The sequence below is a fragment of the Streptomyces sp. NPDC088745 genome, from assembly GCF_044751045.1.
GTDB classification, from domain to species: domain Bacteria; phylum Actinomycetota; class Actinomycetes; order Streptomycetales; family Streptomycetaceae; genus Streptomyces; species Streptomyces cremeus.
On record NZ_JBIVLB010000003.1, the window covers coordinates 624,718 to 641,141 of the forward strand.

General features: G+C 73.6%; 12 protein-coding genes and 1 pseudogene. 7 read left to right on the plus strand and 6 right to left on the minus strand.

The genetic code is table 11. The annotated features are described in order from the left end of the window. Positions 1 to 111 precede the first annotated feature (111 nt). The 3 genes and pseudogenes from coaE to ACIP93_RS12080 all read left to right on the plus strand — a co-directional run. A pseudogene (coaE, locus tag ACIP93_RS12070) lies at positions 112 to 576 on the plus strand (dephospho-CoA kinase); the annotation flags it as partial. Between the two features lie 403 nt (positions 577 to 979). After that, positions 980 to 3,928, plus strand: a complete 2,949-nt coding sequence (locus ACIP93_RS12075) for an SNF2-related protein (protein WP_401757728.1) — start codon at positions 980 to 982, stop codon at positions 3,926 to 3,928. A 584-nt stretch (positions 3,929 to 4,512) separates the two neighbouring features. Next, on the plus strand, positions 4,513 to 6,171 hold the full coding sequence (locus ACIP93_RS12080; RefSeq protein ID WP_401757730.1) for an SWIM zinc finger family protein: 1,659 nt from the start codon (positions 4,513 to 4,515) through the stop codon (positions 6,169 to 6,171). A gap of 109 nt (positions 6,172 to 6,280) precedes the next feature. On the opposite strand, the gene ACIP93_RS12085 is transcribed toward ACIP93_RS12080, so the two are convergent. Continuing rightward, the gene (locus tag ACIP93_RS12085; protein ID WP_401757732.1) at positions 6,281 to 7,621 is read right to left on the minus strand and encodes an MFS transporter; all 1,341 of its coding nucleotides are present in this window, start codon (positions 7,619 to 7,621) and stop codon (positions 6,281 to 6,283) included. Between the two features lie 142 nt (positions 7,622 to 7,763). After that, the gene (locus ACIP93_RS12090) at positions 7,764 to 8,426 is read right to left on the minus strand and encodes a DUF2293 domain-containing protein (protein ID WP_401757734.1); all 663 of its coding nucleotides are present in this window, start codon (positions 8,424 to 8,426) and stop codon (positions 7,764 to 7,766) included. A 66-nt stretch (positions 8,427 to 8,492) separates the two neighbouring features. On the opposite strand from ACIP93_RS12090, the gene ACIP93_RS12095 reads away from it, so the two are divergent. Further along, entirely contained in the window at positions 8,493 to 9,143 is a 651-nt protein-coding gene (locus ACIP93_RS12095) for a uridine kinase (RefSeq protein WP_401757735.1), read from the plus strand. 100 nt (positions 9,144 to 9,243) lie between these two features. On the opposite strand, the gene ACIP93_RS12100 is transcribed toward ACIP93_RS12095, so the two are convergent. Beyond that, positions 9,244 to 9,525, minus strand: coding sequence for a GlsB/YeaQ/YmgE family stress response membrane protein (locus ACIP93_RS12100; protein ID WP_345224062.1), 282 nt, complete (start codon positions 9,523 to 9,525; stop codon positions 9,244 to 9,246). 156 nt (positions 9,526 to 9,681) lie between these two features. Between ACIP93_RS12100 and ACIP93_RS12105 the strand changes: the two genes are divergently transcribed. After that, positions 9,682 to 10,044: a cupin domain-containing protein gene (locus ACIP93_RS12105; RefSeq protein WP_401757737.1), complete on the plus strand. Its 363-nt coding sequence runs from the start codon at positions 9,682 to 9,684 to the stop codon at positions 10,042 to 10,044. A gap of 40 nt (positions 10,045 to 10,084) precedes the next feature. Here the strand turns inward: ACIP93_RS12105 and ACIP93_RS12110 are convergent, their stop codons facing one another. From ACIP93_RS12110 to ACIP93_RS12120, 3 genes are all read right to left on the minus strand, one after another. Then, complete coding sequence (locus ACIP93_RS12110) at positions 10,085 to 11,320, minus strand: MFS transporter (protein ID WP_401757955.1); 1,236 nt, start codon at positions 11,318 to 11,320, stop codon at positions 10,085 to 10,087. A 354-nt stretch (positions 11,321 to 11,674) separates the two neighbouring features. Further along, entirely contained in the window at positions 11,675 to 12,241 is a 567-nt protein-coding gene (locus ACIP93_RS12115; protein WP_345224066.1) for a methylated-DNA--[protein]-cysteine S-methyltransferase, read from the minus strand. A 57-nt stretch (positions 12,242 to 12,298) separates the two neighbouring features. Continuing rightward, positions 12,299 to 13,216 (minus strand): glycerophosphodiester phosphodiesterase, encoded by a 918-nt coding sequence (locus ACIP93_RS12120; RefSeq protein ID WP_401757739.1) that lies wholly within the window; start codon positions 13,214 to 13,216, stop codon positions 12,299 to 12,301. Between the two features lie 257 nt (positions 13,217 to 13,473). Between ACIP93_RS12120 and uvrB the strand changes: the two genes are divergently transcribed. Both uvrB and ACIP93_RS12130 read left to right on the plus strand, forming a co-directional pair. Next, positions 13,474 to 15,621 carry an excinuclease ABC subunit UvrB gene (uvrB, locus tag ACIP93_RS12125; protein WP_345224068.1) on the plus strand — a complete coding sequence of 716 codons (2,148 nt, stop codon included), beginning with the start codon at positions 13,474 to 13,476 and terminating at the stop codon, positions 15,619 to 15,621. Positions 15,622 to 15,753: 132 nt separating this feature from the next. After that, positions 15,754 to 16,332: a TerD family protein gene (locus ACIP93_RS12130; RefSeq protein ID WP_345224070.1), complete on the plus strand. Its 579-nt coding sequence runs from the start codon at positions 15,754 to 15,756 to the stop codon at positions 16,330 to 16,332. Positions 16,333 to 16,424 lie beyond the last annotated feature (92 nt).

The window sequence follows — 16,424 nt, forward strand, 5'->3', positions numbered from 1 at the left end:
CCGCCCGGTGTGTGGGCGGGCCGGCGGGGGCGGGGGGCCGGGGGGGGGTCGGGCGCCCCCCGCCCGGGCTCGGGGGGGGGGGCGGGCCGGGCGGCCCCGCCGGCCCCCCACGCCGTGGTGGCGGCGTTCGGCGAGGACATCCTCACGCCGGACGGCACGCTGGACCGGCCCGCGCTGGGCGCGATCGTCTTCGCCGACGCCGAGAAGCTGAAGACCCTCAACGCGATCGTGCACCCGCTGGTCGGGGCGCGCTCCGCCGAACTGCAGCGGGCCGCGCCGCCCGACGCCGTCGTCGTGCACGACGTACCGCTGCTGACGGAGAACGGACTGGCGGGGCTGTACGACCTGGTGGTCGTGGTGGACGCGTCGCCCGAGACCCAACTGGACCGGCTGGTACGGCTGCGCGGTACGTCCGAGGCCGATGCGCGCGGGCGGATGGCGGCGCAGGCCACCCGCGAGCAGCGGCTCGCCGTCGCCGATCTGGTGATCGACAACGACGGTCCGCTGGAGGCGCTGGAGCCCCAGGTGCGCGCGGTGTGGCAGGAGCTCAGGGAGCGGGCGGGGCAGCGGAGTTAGCGCTCGTCTCCACGTACGCGGACGGGTGCCGCCCCTCGGAGGGCGGCATTCCGCGTTTATACGTCGAGGACGGCCGCGGGGTGGGTTGGCGGCCACGGTGCGGGACAGGCGACTGGGTGGCCCTGCTGCGGCTTCTGGTGCCGGGGTGTCCGTCGTCGGGGCCGCTTCGCCGCTGGGCGCCGGGGCTCGTCGGAGCGGCCTCGTCGCTTGGTGCTGGGGCGTCCGTCGTCGGGGCCGCTTCGCCGCCTGGTGCCGGGGTGTTTGTCGTCGGGGCCGCTTCGCCGCTTGGTGTCGGGGTGTCGGCGGAGCCGTCACTGTCAGACCCGGCCCGTAGACTCGCAGGTCCACGCAGAAAGCCTGTGCCACCTGCGCAGACACAACCGGGAGGGAGGTCGGGGACCGGATGGGCGACGTCACGAGAGCCACTGCACTGACCGCGGTGAGCCGCCTTCCCGGGCACGCTGCCGCCGTCTACCTCCCCGCCCCCCTGCCCCGTGACGCCCGCGTCGCCCTGTGGTCGCCGGACGGGCCCCCGCCGCCGGGCGCTGAGGACACGCTCACCGTCGTACGCCGTCAGGGCGCGGTCGCCCGCACCCGCACCGTCGCGGCCCGCCTCCTCCCGCTCGCCGACGCCCTGCCCCTGCTGGTCGCCGCCCGGCACGCCCCGGCCGCCCACCCCGCCGCCCGCTGCTGGGGCGCCGCCGCCCTGCACGCCCTGCACCTCGTCGCGCGCGGGCTGCTGCTGCCGGGGCTCACCCCCGGCGACGAGGACGCCTGGCGGGCCGGGCCGCCGGACGCCGCCGACATCGCCCAACTGCGCGCGATCGCCGCCGCGCTGCCCCCCGAGGGGTACGCCGTCCCGCTGCCCGACCGCAGTCCGCTCCAGGTACCGGACCCCGCCCACCTGGTGCGCTCCTTCGTCGACGCGGTCGCCGACGTCCTGCCCCGCACGCCTGCCGCCGCCCTCGCCTTCGGGGACCCGTACGCCGCCGCCGAGGCCCAGCGCCTGCCGCGCCTGCGCGAGTGGGCCGCCGAGGTGGCGGCCGGCGCGGACGCCGGAGTGCGGGTCTCGCTCCGCCTCGACCTCCCCGTGCACGGCCTCTTCGACCCGCGCGACGAGGACGCCGAGGACGGCCGGCAGGACCGCTCGCGCCGCGCGGGCGCCGCCGTCGTTCAAGTGCACAGCCTCGCCGACCCCACCCACCTCGTGGACGCTGCCGACCTCTGGTCGGGCGAGGGCGGCGAGTCCTTCGGCCCCCGCGCCCGCGTCGACACCGTCCTCGCGCTGCGCCGCGCGGGTCGCGTCTGGCCGCCGCTCACGCGCCTCCTGGAGCAGCCCGTCCCCGACGTACTGGCGCTCTCCGACGAGGAGTTGTACGACCTCCTGGGCGCGGCGGCGCACCGGCTGGAGGCCGCGGGGGTCACCGTCCACTGGCCCCGGGATCTGGCCCGTACGCTGACCGCCATCGCGGTGGTGCGCCCCGCGCCCGGCTCGGCCACCGACGGGACCCCCTTCTTCGACTCCGAACACCTCTTCGCGTTCAGCTGGCAACTGGCGCTGGGCGGCGAAGACCTCACCGACGCCGAGATGGACGCCCTCGTCGAGGAGCACCGGCCGGTGGTGCGGCTGCGCGACCAGTGGGTGGTGGTCGACCCCGCGCTCGTACGCAAGGCACGCAAGCGGCAGTTGGGGCTGCTGGACCCGGCCGACGCCCTGGAGATCGCCCTCACCGGCATGGCGGAGGTCGACGGCGAACGGGTCGACGCGGTGCCCGTGGGGGCGCTCGCCACCCTCCGCGACCGGCTCGCGCGCGGCGGCGCGGACACGGTCCCGCAGCCGCCCGCGCTGAACGCCACCCTGCGCGACTACCAACTCCGCGGGCTGGCCTGGCTCGACCTCATGACCTCCCTCGGCCTCGGCGGCTGTCTCGCCGACGACATGGGCCTGGGCAAGACGATCACCGTGATCGCGCTCCACCTGCACCGGGCGGACGCCGCCCGCCCGGCCTCCGGCACCCGCACCGCCCCCACCCTGGTGGTCTGCCCCGCCTCCCTCCTCGGCAACTGGCAGCGCGAGATCGAACGCTTCGCGCCCGGCGTCCCGGTCCGCCGCTTCCACGGCACGGCCCGCACCCTCGACGAGGCCGCCGCCGAGGGACTGTTCACGGCGGACGACGCCCACGGTTCCGGCGTCCCGGAGACCCCGCCCGGCTCCCGCCCGTACGACGGCGGCTTCGTCCTCACCACCTACGGCACCATGCGCACCAGCGCGGCCCGACTGGCCGCCCACACCTGGAACATGATCGTCGCCGACGAGGCCCAGCACCTGAAGAACGCCCGCTCCTCCACCGCTAGGGCCCTGCGCACGATCCCCGCCCCGGCCCGCATCGCGCTCACCGGCACGCCCGTCGAGAACAACCTCTCCGAGCTGTGGGCCCTCCTGGACTGGACGACCCCGGGTCTCCTCGGCCCCCTCACCACCTTCCGCGCCCGGCACGCCCGCGCCGTCGAGGGCGGCGAGGACCCCGGGGCGGTGGAGCGCCTCTCGCGCCTGGTGCGGCCCTTCCTCCTGCGCCGCAAGAAGTCCGATCCCGGCATCGCCCCCGAACTGCCGCCCAAGACCGAGACCGACCACCCCGTCTCCCTCACCCGCGAACAGGTCTCCCTCTACCAGGCGGCCGTGCACGAGACGATGGCCGCCATCGAGGCCTCCGAGGGCATCGCCCGCCGCGGCCTGATCATGAAGCTGCTGACCTCGCTGAAGCAGATCTGCAACCACCCCGCGCAGTACCTCAAGGAGGAGCCGGCCCGTCTCACCGGCACCCGTTCCGGCAAGCTCGCCCTCCTCGACGAACTCCTCGACACGATCCTCGCCGAGGAGGACTCCGTCCTGATCTTCACTCAGTACGTCACCATGGCCCGGCTGCTCTCCCAGCACCTGGCCGCCCGCGCGATCCCCGCCCAACTCCTGCACGGCGGCACCCCGGTGGCGCAGCGAGAGGAGATGGTCGACCGTTTCCAGTCCGGCGAGGTCCCCGTCTTCCTGCTCTCCCTCAAGGCGGCCGGCACCGGCCTCAACCTCACCCGCGCCGCTCATGTGGTGCACTTCGACCGCTGGTGGAACCCGGCGGTCGAGGAGCAGGCCACCGACCGCGCCTACCGCATCGGCCAGACCCAGCCCGTCCAGGTGCACCGCCTGATCGCCGAGGGCACGGTCGAGGACCGCATCGCCGAACTCCTCGCTTCCAAGCGGTCGTTGGCGGACGCCGTCCTCGGCTCGGGCGAGGCCGCCCTGACCGAACTCACCGACCGCGAACTGGCCGACCTCGTCTCCCTGCGCAGGCCGTCATGACCACCCCACGCCGCTCCCATCCCGAACTCAACGGCATCGGCCACGAGCAGGTTGCCACGCCGGACGGCCCGCGGGCCGAGTCCGGGGATGGCCTGGGGTCCGAGTCCGGGGATGGCCTGCGGGTCAAGTCCGAGGATGGCCTGCGAGCCGAACCGCGGGATTCGTCCCGCAACGATCTGCGGGACGAATCCCGGGATGAGGCCCGGCCCGAGCCCCGGGACGAGACCCCGCCCGAGCCCTGGGACGAGACTCGGCCCGCGAGCCCCGACGTGGAGCCCCTGCCCCCGGCCCCGCCGTCACCACCCCGCAGCGCCGCCGCCGAGGCCGCACGGCAGGCGCTGCGCGCTTCGCGGGCCGCCGCGGACGAAGCCCGACGCACCGCGCGCTCGGCGGCGGCCGAGCCCTCGCCTGTCCGTGCCGACGGCTCCCGATCGCCTGCCCGTGCCGACGACTCAGGTTCGTCCGCCGGTGCCGGCGGCACCCGTCCGTCCGCGGCGCAGGTCGCACGGCGCGGCATCCGACGCGCGAAGCCCGGTCGCGCCCGTGCCGCTGCCGATGTGCACCCTGCGCGTGCCGACGCCGAAGTGAGCCGCGCCTCTGCCGATGCCGAGGCCCACTCCGCCCGCGCCGACGCCCACCCCAGCCGCAGCGACGCCGAGGTCCACCCGGGCCCTGCCATTACCGACGTCCACCCTGCCGACGCCGACGCCGCTGCCGACGCCCACCCCAGCCGCAGCGACGCCGAAGCCGACCCCGCCCTTGTCGGCCCCGCCTCCACCAACCCGGTCGAACCCCACTCCGCCCCCGTCGCCCCGGCCGACGTCCGCTCCCTCTTCCGTGGCTCGGACGACGCACGCCCCGTACGCACCGCCCCCAGCGACATCCGCCCCGAACTCGGTGCCGCGGACGACCGGCACACCGCGTCACGTGACTTCCAGCCCGTCCTGCCCGCTCCCGACGGCCCCCGCCCCGCGCGGCGCGACCCCCGGCAGACTGCGCAGGCCGGGGCCGCCACCGGCGATCGGCGGCGTACCTTTCCGCCCGACCCGGCGGCCGCCGGGCCCACCGTCACCTGGTGGGGCAAGGCGTGGGTGGCCGCCCTGGAGGACCTCTCCCTCGACCCCGCCCGCCTCGCCCGCGGCCGGGCCTACGCCGACGCGGGCCATGTCGACACCATCACGGTCACCCCGGGCCGGGTCGTGGCGTACGTGCGCGGCAGCCGCGCCCGCCCCTACCGCGCCGAGCTCCGCCTGCGCACCCTCGCCCCGGAGGACTGGGACACGTTCCTGGACGCGGCCGCCACCGACCCGGCCCACCTGGAGTCCCTCCTCGCCAAGACGATCCCGCAGGCCCTCCTGGACCCGGCGTCCCCGCTCGCGGCGGTCCCCCTCCTGCCCGCCACGGCCGGCGACCTCCTGCCCTCCTGCACCTGCCCGGACGCCGGCCGCCCCTGCAAACACGCGGCGGCGCTCTGCTACCAAGTGGTCCGCATCGTCGACGAGGACCCCTTCGTCGTGTTCCTGCTCCGCGGCCGCGACGAACGCGAGATCCTCGACGCCCTCGGCCACCGCAACGCCGCCCGTGCCGCCACCGAATCCCGCACGCCGCCGGCCGTCCCCGCGCTCGCCGCCCGGGAGGCCCTCAGCCGCCCCCTCGGCGCACTGCCCCCGGCGTTCCCTCCGCCCACGCACCCGGGCACGCCCCCCTCCTACCCGCCCCCGTACGTCTCCGGCGCCCCCGACCCGCTCACCCTGGACCACCTCGCCACCGACGCCGCCCAGCGGGCCCACGCCCTGCTCACCACGGGCGCGGACCCGTTCGCGCACCTCACGCCCTGGCAGGACGCGGTCCGCATCGCCGCCGCCCAGCCCGGCTCCGGGCTGACCGCGTCGACGCGCTCCCTCTACACCTCCCTCACCCGGGCCCTCGGCCGCACCCCCACCGACCTGGCCAAAGCGGTCGCCGCCTGGCGCCAGGGCGGCACGGAAGCCCTGACGGTCCTCGACACGCCGTGGGACCCTCCCGCAGGCCCCTTCGACCGGGCCCGCTCCACCCTGCTCGTCCTCGGCCTGAACTTCCGCCCCGCCCACAACCGCCTGACCGCGGGCCGCTTCCAACTCCGCTACGGCCAGGACGCCCTCTGGTACGGCTACGCGTCCGAGCAGGGCGCCGACGACTGGTGGCCCGAGGGCCCGTCCGGCCCGGACCCCGTCGACGTACTGAACCGCCTGCGCGGCACCTGACCCGCTTCCCACCGCGAGCGGCGGAAACGTTCCGTGCCGCGGGGCACGCCACCCATCCGGCGCGACGCCCGGCGCCTACCGAGGATCAGCAAGCGCCGGCGGCACGGCCTCAGCCCCCCGACGTCGTCACCTCGCCCTTCGTCTCCGGGGCCCACGCCACCGACGCCGCCGTGCCCAGCAGCAGGACTCCGGCCAGCCAGTACATCGACCAGTTCAGGCCGAGCGACTCCAGGCTCACCGGCAGGACGAACGTGCCCACCGCCGAGGCGATGCGGCTGGTGCCGTTCAGGAAGCCGACGCCCGTGGCGCGCAGGTGGGTGGGGTAGAGCTCGGCGGGATAGACCTGGGTGAGGTTGGAGGCGCCCGCCATCACGAAGGTGTAGACGAGGAACGGGATCATCAGGGCCGTCGTGGAGGCGTGCGTGAGGGCGCCCACCAGGGCCAGCGACACCGTCATGATCGCGAACGTGGCGATGACCAGCGGGCGGCGGCCCGTGCGTTGCAGGAACCACAGGCCGCACACGCCGCCCGCCAGGAGGAAGAGGTTGAGGAGCAGGTTCTGCAGGTCCGCGTCCGCCACGTCCAGCGCCAGCAGGATCGTCGGCATGAAGGTGTAGATGGCGAAGTACGGGAGGACCTGGGCGCTGTAGAAGACCAGCCCGAACCAGGTCCGCCGGGACTGCCCCGGGGCGAAGAGCTCCCGGTACGCGGAGACGGAGGTGGCGGGCGAAGCGGGGACCCTGACCTCGCCCAGTTCGCACTTCAGGTAGCGGGCCGCGATCTCGCGTGCCTCCCGCGTCCGGCCCTGGCTGACCAGCCAGCTCGGGGACTCCGGGGTGCCGATGCGCAGCAGGAGGACCAGGGCCGCGGGAAGCGCACCGGTCGCGAGCAGCACGTACGCCGCGTGCTCCGTGCCGCCGAGCCAGGTGCCGAGGATGCCCGCGAGAACGTAACCGACCGTCCACAGCACGGTGAGCGAACCCAGGAGGAGGCCGCGCAGCCGCCGGGGGGCGAATTCGGACAGCATCGTCGGGCCGACCGCGTAGTCCGCCCCGAGGCCGAAGCCGATCAGCACGCGCAGGGCGAAGAGGACCGCCGGGTCGTGGGCCCAGAACTGGAGGGCGGAGGCCACGGTGATGAGGACGAAGTTGTAGATGTACAGCTTCTGGCGCCCGATGATGTCGCCGACCCGGCCCAGCACGATGCTGCCGAAGAACAGGCCGATCAGGGCCGACGCGCCCAGCAGGCCCTGCCAGACGCCGGAGAGGTGGCGGGCGTCGGTCAGCGTGGTCAGGACCGCGCCGATCATGCCCAGCGCGTACCCGTCGGAGAAGTTCGCGCCGAAGGTCGTGGCGGTGATGCGCAGGTGGAACGGGCGCAGCGGGGCGGCGTCGAGGGAGGGAGCCAGGCCCGACCCTTCGCGGGGCCGCGGGGCGGCGGGGGTGGGCATCGGCTGGTACCTCGCGTTGTGTGGCTTGTGCGGGTCGCGTGAGTTGTGCGGCTTGTACGGCCCGCGTGGGGAGAACAGTCATCCTGCCCCGGTAAGCCCTTTTATCCCTGCATCCCGGTGCCGATCCGGTGCCATCGGGGTTTCATGACGCCCCAGGAAGGGTCCGCCACCCCGTCAGCACCTCCTCTGTCGCCGCGCTCACCCGTGCCCGCGCTTCGTGTCGCGGGATGCCGGCCATCAGCAGCGCGTCGTACGGAGTGTCGGCGTGGCGGACCGAGGCGCGGACCGCCGCCGTCACTGCCGCCTCGTCCAGGGCGCGGCCCGCCGCGCTGCGCCCCACCCTTCCGCTGCCCCGCTGCGAGGTGTGCGCGGCGACCGCGTGCGCGCGGCCCGGCGGGCAGCCCGGGAAGAGCGCGAGGACCGCCGCGGTGAAGGACGCCGTGAACGTCACGTCCTCGGCCGCGCGACGGGCCGCGTCGCGGTCGCGGCGGCGCGAGCGCGCCTCGGCGTCGGCGAGGCAGGCGGACTCGGCGCGGGCGAGGGCGGCCTCTTCGACCAGGAGGCCCTGGCGCTCGTACCGCTTGCGGCGCTTGTTGTGGCGCACGACCACCGCCCACAGCGAACTGCCCTCGCGCGCCCGGCGGGTGAGCGCCGCGTCGCCGCGCGGCAGCAGCACGAGGTGGCCCAGATCGGCGCAGTCCAGGCAGCGCGGGGCGTTGTACTCGAGGATGTGCAGGGGGAGCGGGCCCTGGCGGCAGTCCGCGCAGTGGCGCCGCTTGACGGGCTCGACGACCACGAGGTTCATGGGAGGGGGATACCCCGGTTCGTCGTACGTTTCCCCCTCGGGTCCCGGGCCAGCGATGATGGGCGTGTGCAGTTTCTACCGATCACCTGGGGACGCCTCGCCGGGCGGCTCGCCCGGCATCTCGACGGGCTGGAGCCCTCCGACGGCAGCGCCTGGCTGAAGGTCGGGATCGACGGTGCGCCCGCCGCCGGCACGGCGGAGCTGGCCGGGCCGCTCGCCGAGGCGTTGCGGGACCGCGGCCGTGCCGTGCACGAGGTCGACACGCAGGGGTTCCTGCGGTCCGCCTCGCTGCGGTTCGAGTACGGGAAGCAGGACCCGGACACCTACTTCGAGGGGTGGTTCGACACCGGGGCCCTGTGGCGCGAGGTCTTCGGGCCGTTGGAGGCCGGGGGGAGCGGCCGGGTGCTGCCCGACCTCTGGGACCCGGCCACCGACCGGGCGACGCGCAGTCCGTACGTGCGACTGCCGCCCGGGGGAGTGCTGTTGGTGCGCGGGCCGATGCTGCTCGGGCGCTGGTTCCCGTTCGACGTGAGCGTGCACGTGCGGCTGTCGCCGGGTGCGCTGGAGCGCCGTACCGCCGAGAGCGAGCGGTGGACGCTGCCCGCGTTCGAGCGGTACGAGCGGGAAACCGCCCCCTCGGAGGCCGCCGACGTGGTGGTGCGCGCCGACGACGCCCGGCATCCGGCATGGACCGGGCTGCCGGGCGACGGGGAGTAGGTTCACCGCTCCGGGCGGGGCGGGCGAGGACTGCGGTGGGAGCGTTGCTCACCGGCGGGGCGGCCGGCGCCTCGCCCGGCTGGTGCTCCGGCCCCGGCGCCTACCTGCGGCCGCGGCCTCGGCCGCCGGTCTTGATGCTGGCCAGGGCCGCGACACCGACCGCCGCCAGGGCGATCTGGATGAGCCACTCGATCCAGTCGATGCCGTTGGTGTCCTTCACCCCGAAGGCCTTGGCGATCGCCGCACCCGCCAGCGCCGCGAGAATACCCACGACGATGGTCCACAGGATGCCGATCTTCTGGCGGCCCGGGACCACGAGCCTGCCGAGGACACCGATGATGATGCCGATCACGATCGCACTGATGATGCCCGAAATCTCCATGGCAGCAGCTCCCTGGCTGTAACTCTCTGCAAGACTGATGCCCTCCCTTGTGCCCCTCGTGCGCCGGAGCACGCACCGTCGCGAACGCCGGTTTCCGTCGATGTGCTGCGGGCCTGGTCGAAAGGCGTCGCCATGGCACCGCTAAGGTGACCGGCCATGACGACAATTGATCGACTTCCCGCCTCTTTCTCCGTGCACATTCCGGACGCCGAGCTGGAGCCCGAGCCCCTCGACCCGGCGCAGATCGTCTCCGGTGCGCCCGAGGTCACCGGCAAGGTGCTGTGGGAGTCCCCGGACGGCCGGCAGGTGCGGGGCATCTGGCAGATCACGCCCGGCGTGGTGACCGACACCGAGGCCGACGAGCTGTTCGTCGTGGTCAGCGGTCGCGCCACCGTCGCGGTGGAGGGCGGCGCGACCCTGGAGATCGGCCCGGGCGACGCGTGCGTCCTGCGCGAGGGCGACCGCACCACGTGGACGGTCCACGAGACGCTGCGCAAGGCGTACCACATCAGCCTCTAGCGGCCACGGCCCAGCAGCCCCTTCTCGTACGGGTACGGACTCACGCCCTGCCCGCCCGAGCCGTGACCAGGGCCAGCGCCGCCATCGGCACCAGCAGCAGGGCGCCGGCCGCGTTCAGCCATCCGTAGCCCGCCTGCGCGACGATCAGCCCGGCGGCCGCACCGCCGACGGCCGCCGCGGAGTTCATCGTGAGGTCGGACAGGCCCTGCACGGCGGCGCGGGCGGGCTGCGGCACGGAGTCCGTGAGCAGCGCGGAACCGGAGACGAGCCCGGCCGACCAGCCGAGGCCCAGGACGAACAGCCCGGCGGCGGTCTGCCCGTGACTGCTGCCGGAGGTGCCCGCGAGCAGGGCGGCCAGCGACAGCAGCCCCGCCGCGAGCCCGATCACCGACAGCCGCCCGAGCCGGTCCGCCAGCCACCCCATGACCGGCGAGAACGCGTACATCCCCGCGATGTGACCGCTGATGACCAGCCCCACCAGCTCCAGTCCGGCCCCGTGGTGGCCCAGGTGCACCGGCGTCATCGTCATGATCGACACCATGGCGGTGTGCGAGACGGCGACGGTCACCAGGGCGAGCCGGGCCCGCGGGGAGGCCCTCACGGCGGCGATGCCCGCCTTGAGCGAGCGGCTCGCGGGCGAGTGGTCCTCCTGCGGGGACAGCGCCCGCGCGGTCAGCAGCGGATCGGGACGCATCAGCACCGTGACGACGATCCCCGTGACCAGGAAGATCCCGGCGGCCCACACGAACGGCGCCGCCGTCACCGGCAGGGACGTGCCGACGAAGGTGCGCCCGGCCGGGGCCGCGAGGTTCGGGCCGAGCACCGCGCCGATCGTGGTGGCCCACACCACCGTCGAGATCGCCCGGCCCCGCCGCTCGGGAGAGGCCAGGTCGGCCGCGGCGAACCGGGCCTGGAGGTTGGCCAGCGAGGCCGCGCCGAACCCCGCCATGCCGAGCAGCAGCAGCGGGAAGCTCCCCAGCAGGGCGGCGAGCACCACGACCGCCGCTCCGAGCGCGCCGATCAGATAGGCCAGGGCGAGCCCGGGACGCCGGCCGCGTGCCGTCATCAGGGCGGCCAGCGGCACCGACAGCAGGGCGGTGCCGACCACGGAGGCGGTGGGCGCCAGCCCGGCGAAGGCCTCACTGCCCGCGATCTCGGTGGCCAGGACGGGCGCGAGCGTGATGCCGATGGGGACGCCGAGCCCGCCGAGTATCTGGCTGGTGACCAGCACGGCGGTGGTGCGCCGCTGGAGCGCGAACAGCTCGTCGGCCGTCACCGGGGGCGGCCCGGCCGGGCCCGGGGGCGCCGGCGCGGCGTCCGCGACCGGGCCCTCGGCAGCCGGGCGGGCGTCAGCGGGGCCCGGCAGGCCCTCGGCCGTGCTGCGTTCCGTGCCTTCCGGGTGGTCGTTCCGGTCCGTGGTGCTCACTTCGTACACGCCTCCCCGCAGGGGCCGACGGCGTCGGGGGCCGGGGAGGCGGCGGTCGTGGAAGCGGGGCCGCATATGCGGGTGCGGTTGGCGAAGGATGTCGTCACCGCCGCAGTGTGACAGCCCACACCCCCCGGGGCACCGGATAATCGCGCCACCGCACGGGCGGACGGGACCGGGCCCCGGACCTGCGGGACATCGCCCTCAGAACAGCGGCTGCGGCAGCACCCCCTCCAGCGCCAGCAGCACCCGCTTCGTCTCCAGCCCGCCCCCGAACCCGCCGAGCCCCCCGCCGCTCTCCACCACCCGGTGGCACGGCACCACCACCGGCAGTGGATTCGACCCCATCGCCGCGCCCACCGCCTGTGCCGCCCCCGGCTGGCCCACCCGGTGCGCCAGGTCCCCGTACCCGACGACCGCCCCGTACGGCACCCCGTCGTTCAGCGCGCGGAGCACCTGACGGTTGAATCCCGAGGTCAGCGACCAGTCCAGCGGCAGGTCGAACGACCGCAGCGTGCCCGCGAAGTACGCCGCGAACTGACGGACCGGTTCGGCCAGCCTGCTCGACGCGGGTATCGGCTCCGCGACCTCCACCAGCTCGACGCCCAGCCGCGCCGCCAGCATCGCCAGGGTCCGCACCCGGACCTTCTCGTCCGCGTGGAAGACCACGCTCACCAGCCCGGCGTCGGTCGCGGCCAGCAGCAGCGGGCCGATGTCGCTGCCGACCACGGCCCACTCCGCACAACTCGCCGAAGGCGTTTCCCCGTTCATGCCCACCACGGTACGACCGGGCACCGACAACGGGCCCCGCACGATCGGAAGCGCAGGTCAGCCGCGCATCGCGGCCCGCACCACGTCCGGCCTGTTGGTGATGACCCCGTCCACCCCGAAGCCCTTGACCTTCCGCGCGTTCGCCGCGTCGTCCACCGTCCAGGTGTTCACCCGCAGCCGCTGCCCGTGCGCCCCCTTCAGCTTGTGCACGGCCGTCACGTACGCCGTGCTGAGCGTGGTGTGCTGCGGGTTGATCTGGTCGGTGAAGGCCGCGTACTTCGGCAGGTCGGCCACCTTCGGCGTGCCCAGGAACCCGGTGACCAGACCCGTGTGCTGCCGGTGCACGGAGCGGATGCTCGCCGCGTCGAAGCTCTGCACCACCAGCCGCGAACGCACGTGCGCCGCGTCCAGCCAGCCCTGCGCGCGCAGCACCTTGAGGATGTCCTTCTCGATGCCCGGGTACAGCGCCGGGTTCTTGACCTCCATCAGGAGCTTCTGCTTGTTGCGGTCCACGCGCTGGAGGTACTGCTTCAGCGTCGGCACGCGCGCGCCCGCGTACGCGGAGCCGAACCAGCTTCCCGCGTCCAGCCTGCTGATCTCCGCCGCCGTGAAGTCCTTGATCTTCCACGGGGCGCGCCCGGGGAACACCTGTTCCACGTTGGTCGTCCGCGCCAGGCTGTCGTCGTGGACGATCACCAGCTCGCCGTCCTTGGTGCGCTGGACGTCGTTCTCCACCCAGTCGACGCCGAGCCGGTGCGCGGCGTCGACGGCCGCCAGGGTGTTCTCCGGCGCGTACCCGGAGGCCCCCCGGTGGGCGATGACGACGGGGGCGGCGGCAGCCGCGGCGCCCGCACGGGCGGCCGGAGCGCCCACGACGGCGGCCGGGGAGCCCGCGGGAGCGGCCGGGGGCTGGACGACACCGGCGGTCCCGCTCGCGAGAGCGGTCAGGGTCGCTGTGACGGCGAGGGTGAGCATGGATCTCTCCTTGCGCGAGAGGACGACTCGGACGACCGAGCGTGACAGCTGCGCGCCAACGGGGAACAGGTGCGGAATGGCCATGCGGTGAACGATGTGACACGTGCGTCCAGCACGCCCTGTGACAGATCCGGTACGGAACCGGACTTCGGCCGATCGGGTGCAGCCCCCGCGCCAAACCCTCCCCGACCCCCTCCCGCCCGCTAGCGGAGCCCGTTCACCACGTGAGTGTCAGTGGTGGGTCGTACGGTGGTTGCATGCGGCCCGTTTCCAAGATCGAACGTACGGTGGCGCCCTTCGAGGTCGTCAGTCCCTACCAGCCCAGCGGCGACCAGCCGGCGGCCATCGCCGAACTGGAGAAGCGCATCCGCGCAGGCGAGAAGGACGTCGTCCTGCTGGGTGCGACCGGCACCGGCAAGTCGGCGACGACCGCCTGGATGATCGAGAAGCTCCAGCGCCCCACGCTGGTCATGGCGCCCAACAAGACCCTGGCCGCCCAGCTGGCGAACGAGTTCCGCGAGCTGCTGCCCAACAACGCCGTCGAGTACTTCGTCTCGTACTACGACTACTACCAGCCCGAGGCGTACGTCCCGCAGTCGGACACCTACATCGAGAAGGACTCCTCCATCAACGAGGAGGTCGAACGGCTGCGCCACTCCGCGACGAACTCGCTGCTCACCCGCCGCGACGTCGTCGTGGTCGCCTCCGTCTCCTGCATCTACGGCCTCGGCACGCCGCAGGAGTACGTGGACCGCATGGTCTCCCTGAAGGTCGGCGAGGAGATCGACCGCGACGCCCTGCTGCGCCGCTTCGTCGACATCCAGTACACGCGCAACGACATGGCCTTCCAGCGCGGCACCTTCCGGGTGCGCGGCGACACCATCGAGATCTTCCCGGTGTACGAGGAGCTGGCCGTCCGCATCGAGATGTTCGGCGACGAGATCGAGGCCCTGTCCACGCTGCACCCGCTCACCGGCGAGGTCATCAGCGAGGACGACAGCCTGTACGTCTTCCCCGCCAGCCACTACGTGGCCGGTCCCGAGCGCATGGAGAAGGCGATCAACGGGATCGAGAAGGAGCTGGGGGAGCGCCTGGCGGAGCTGGAGAAGCAGGGCAAGCTGCTGGAGGCCCAGCGCCTGCGCATGCGCACCACCTACGACCTGGAGATGCTTCGCCAGATCGGCAGCTGCTCCGGCATCGAGAACTACTCGATGCACTTCGACGACCGCGCCCCCGGCACCGCCCCGCACACCCTCCTCGACTACTTCCCCGAGGACTTCCTGCTGGTCCTGGACGAGAGCCACGTCACCGTGCCGCAGATCGGCGCGATGTACGAGGGCGACGCCTCCCGCAAGCGCACGCTGGTCGACCACGGCTTCCGGCTGCCCTCGGCGCTGGACAACCGCCCGCTGAAGTGGGAGGAGTTCCAGCAGCGGATCGGCCAGACGGTCTACCTGTCGGCGACCCCGGGCACGTACGAACTCTCGCGCGGCGACGGTTTCGTGGAGCAGATCATCCGCCCCACCGGACTCGTCGACCCCGAGGTCGTCGTCAAGTCCACCGAGGGCCAGATCGACGACCTGGTGCACGAGATCAGGAAGCGCACCGAGAAGGACGAGCGCGTCCTGGTCACCACGCTCACCAAGAAGATGGCCGAGGACCTCACCGACTACTTCCTCGAACTGGGCATCCAGGTCCGCTACCTGCACAGCGACGTGGACACGCTGCGCCGCATCGAGCTGCTGCGCGAGCTGCGGGCCGGTGAGTACGACGTACTGGTCGGCATCAACCTGCTGCGTGAGGGCCTCGACCTGCCCGAGGTGTCCCTGGTGGCGATCCTGGACGCCGACAAGGAGGGCTTCCTGCGCTCGGGGACCTCCCTGATCCAGACCATCGGCCGCGCGGCGCGCAACGTCTCCGGCCAGGTGCACATGTACGCGGACCGGGTCACCCCGGCGATGGCCAAGGCGATCGACGAGACCAACCGCCGCCGCGAGAAGCAGGTCGCGTACAACAAGGAGCGCGGCATCGACCCGCAGCCGCTCCGCAAGAAGATCAACGACATCGTCGCGACGATCGCCCGCGAGGAGGTCGACACCGAGGCCCTGCTCGGCACCGACTACCGCAAGCCCAAGGCGGGCAAGGACGCCAAGGCCCCGGTTCCGGCGCTCGGCGGCAAGGCGGCGAAGGCCGGGAAGTCCGCGGCGTCCGCCAAGGGCAAGAAGGGCGCCGAGGTCCTCACCGACCGCCCGGCCGCCGAACTGGCCCAGCAGATCGAGGACATGACCGCCCGGATGCGTGCCGCGGCGGCGGACCTCCAGTTCGAGGTGGCCGCCCGGTTGCGCGACGAGGTCGGCGAACTCAAGAAGGAACTGCGCATGATGAGGGAGGCGGGACAGGCGTGAGCGCGCCGCCCCGCGGAGTGTTGCAGGAACGACACAAAACACATCGCAGGTGCGACCGCGTCCGGCGGACTGCGTAGGGTGCTGACAACCGCACACACGGGCGGTGCAGGGGTTTGTGGAGAGGGGTAGCGCGTGACGGTCAACATGACCAAGGGCCAGGCCATCAGCCTGCAGAAGAGCGACGGGGGAACCCTGACCGCGGTGCGGATGGGGCTCGGCTGGCAGGCGGCCCCGCGCCGCGGTCTGTTCGGCTCGCGCACCCGTGAGGTCGACCTCGACGCGTCGGCGGTCCTGTTCGCGGACAAGCAGCCGGTGGACGTGGTCTTCTTCCGCCACCTGGTCAGCGACGACGGTTCGGTCAAGCACACCGGCGACAACCTGGTCGGCGGCGCCGGCCAGGGCGGCGACGACGAGGCGATCCTCGTCGACCTCGCCCGGGTCCCGGTGCACATCGACCAGATCGTCTTCACGGTGAACTCCTTCACCGGCCAGACCTTCCAGGAAGTGCAGAACGCCTTCTGCCGCATCGTCGACGAGACCAACGGCCAGGAGCTGGCCCGCTACACCCTCGACGGCGGCGGCCAGTACACCGCCCAGATCATGGCCAAGGTCAGCCGCGCCGGCGCGGGCTGGCAGATGACCGCCCTCGGCAACCCCGCCAACGGGCGCACCTTCCAGGACCTGATGCCGTCGATCCTGCCGCACCTCTAGGCACCGGATCCTCAGCAGTACCGCAGCTCCCGGAGGCGACAGGCCGCCGGGAGCTGCACCGCATTTCACGCGACCGGCGCGATGCCCGCACC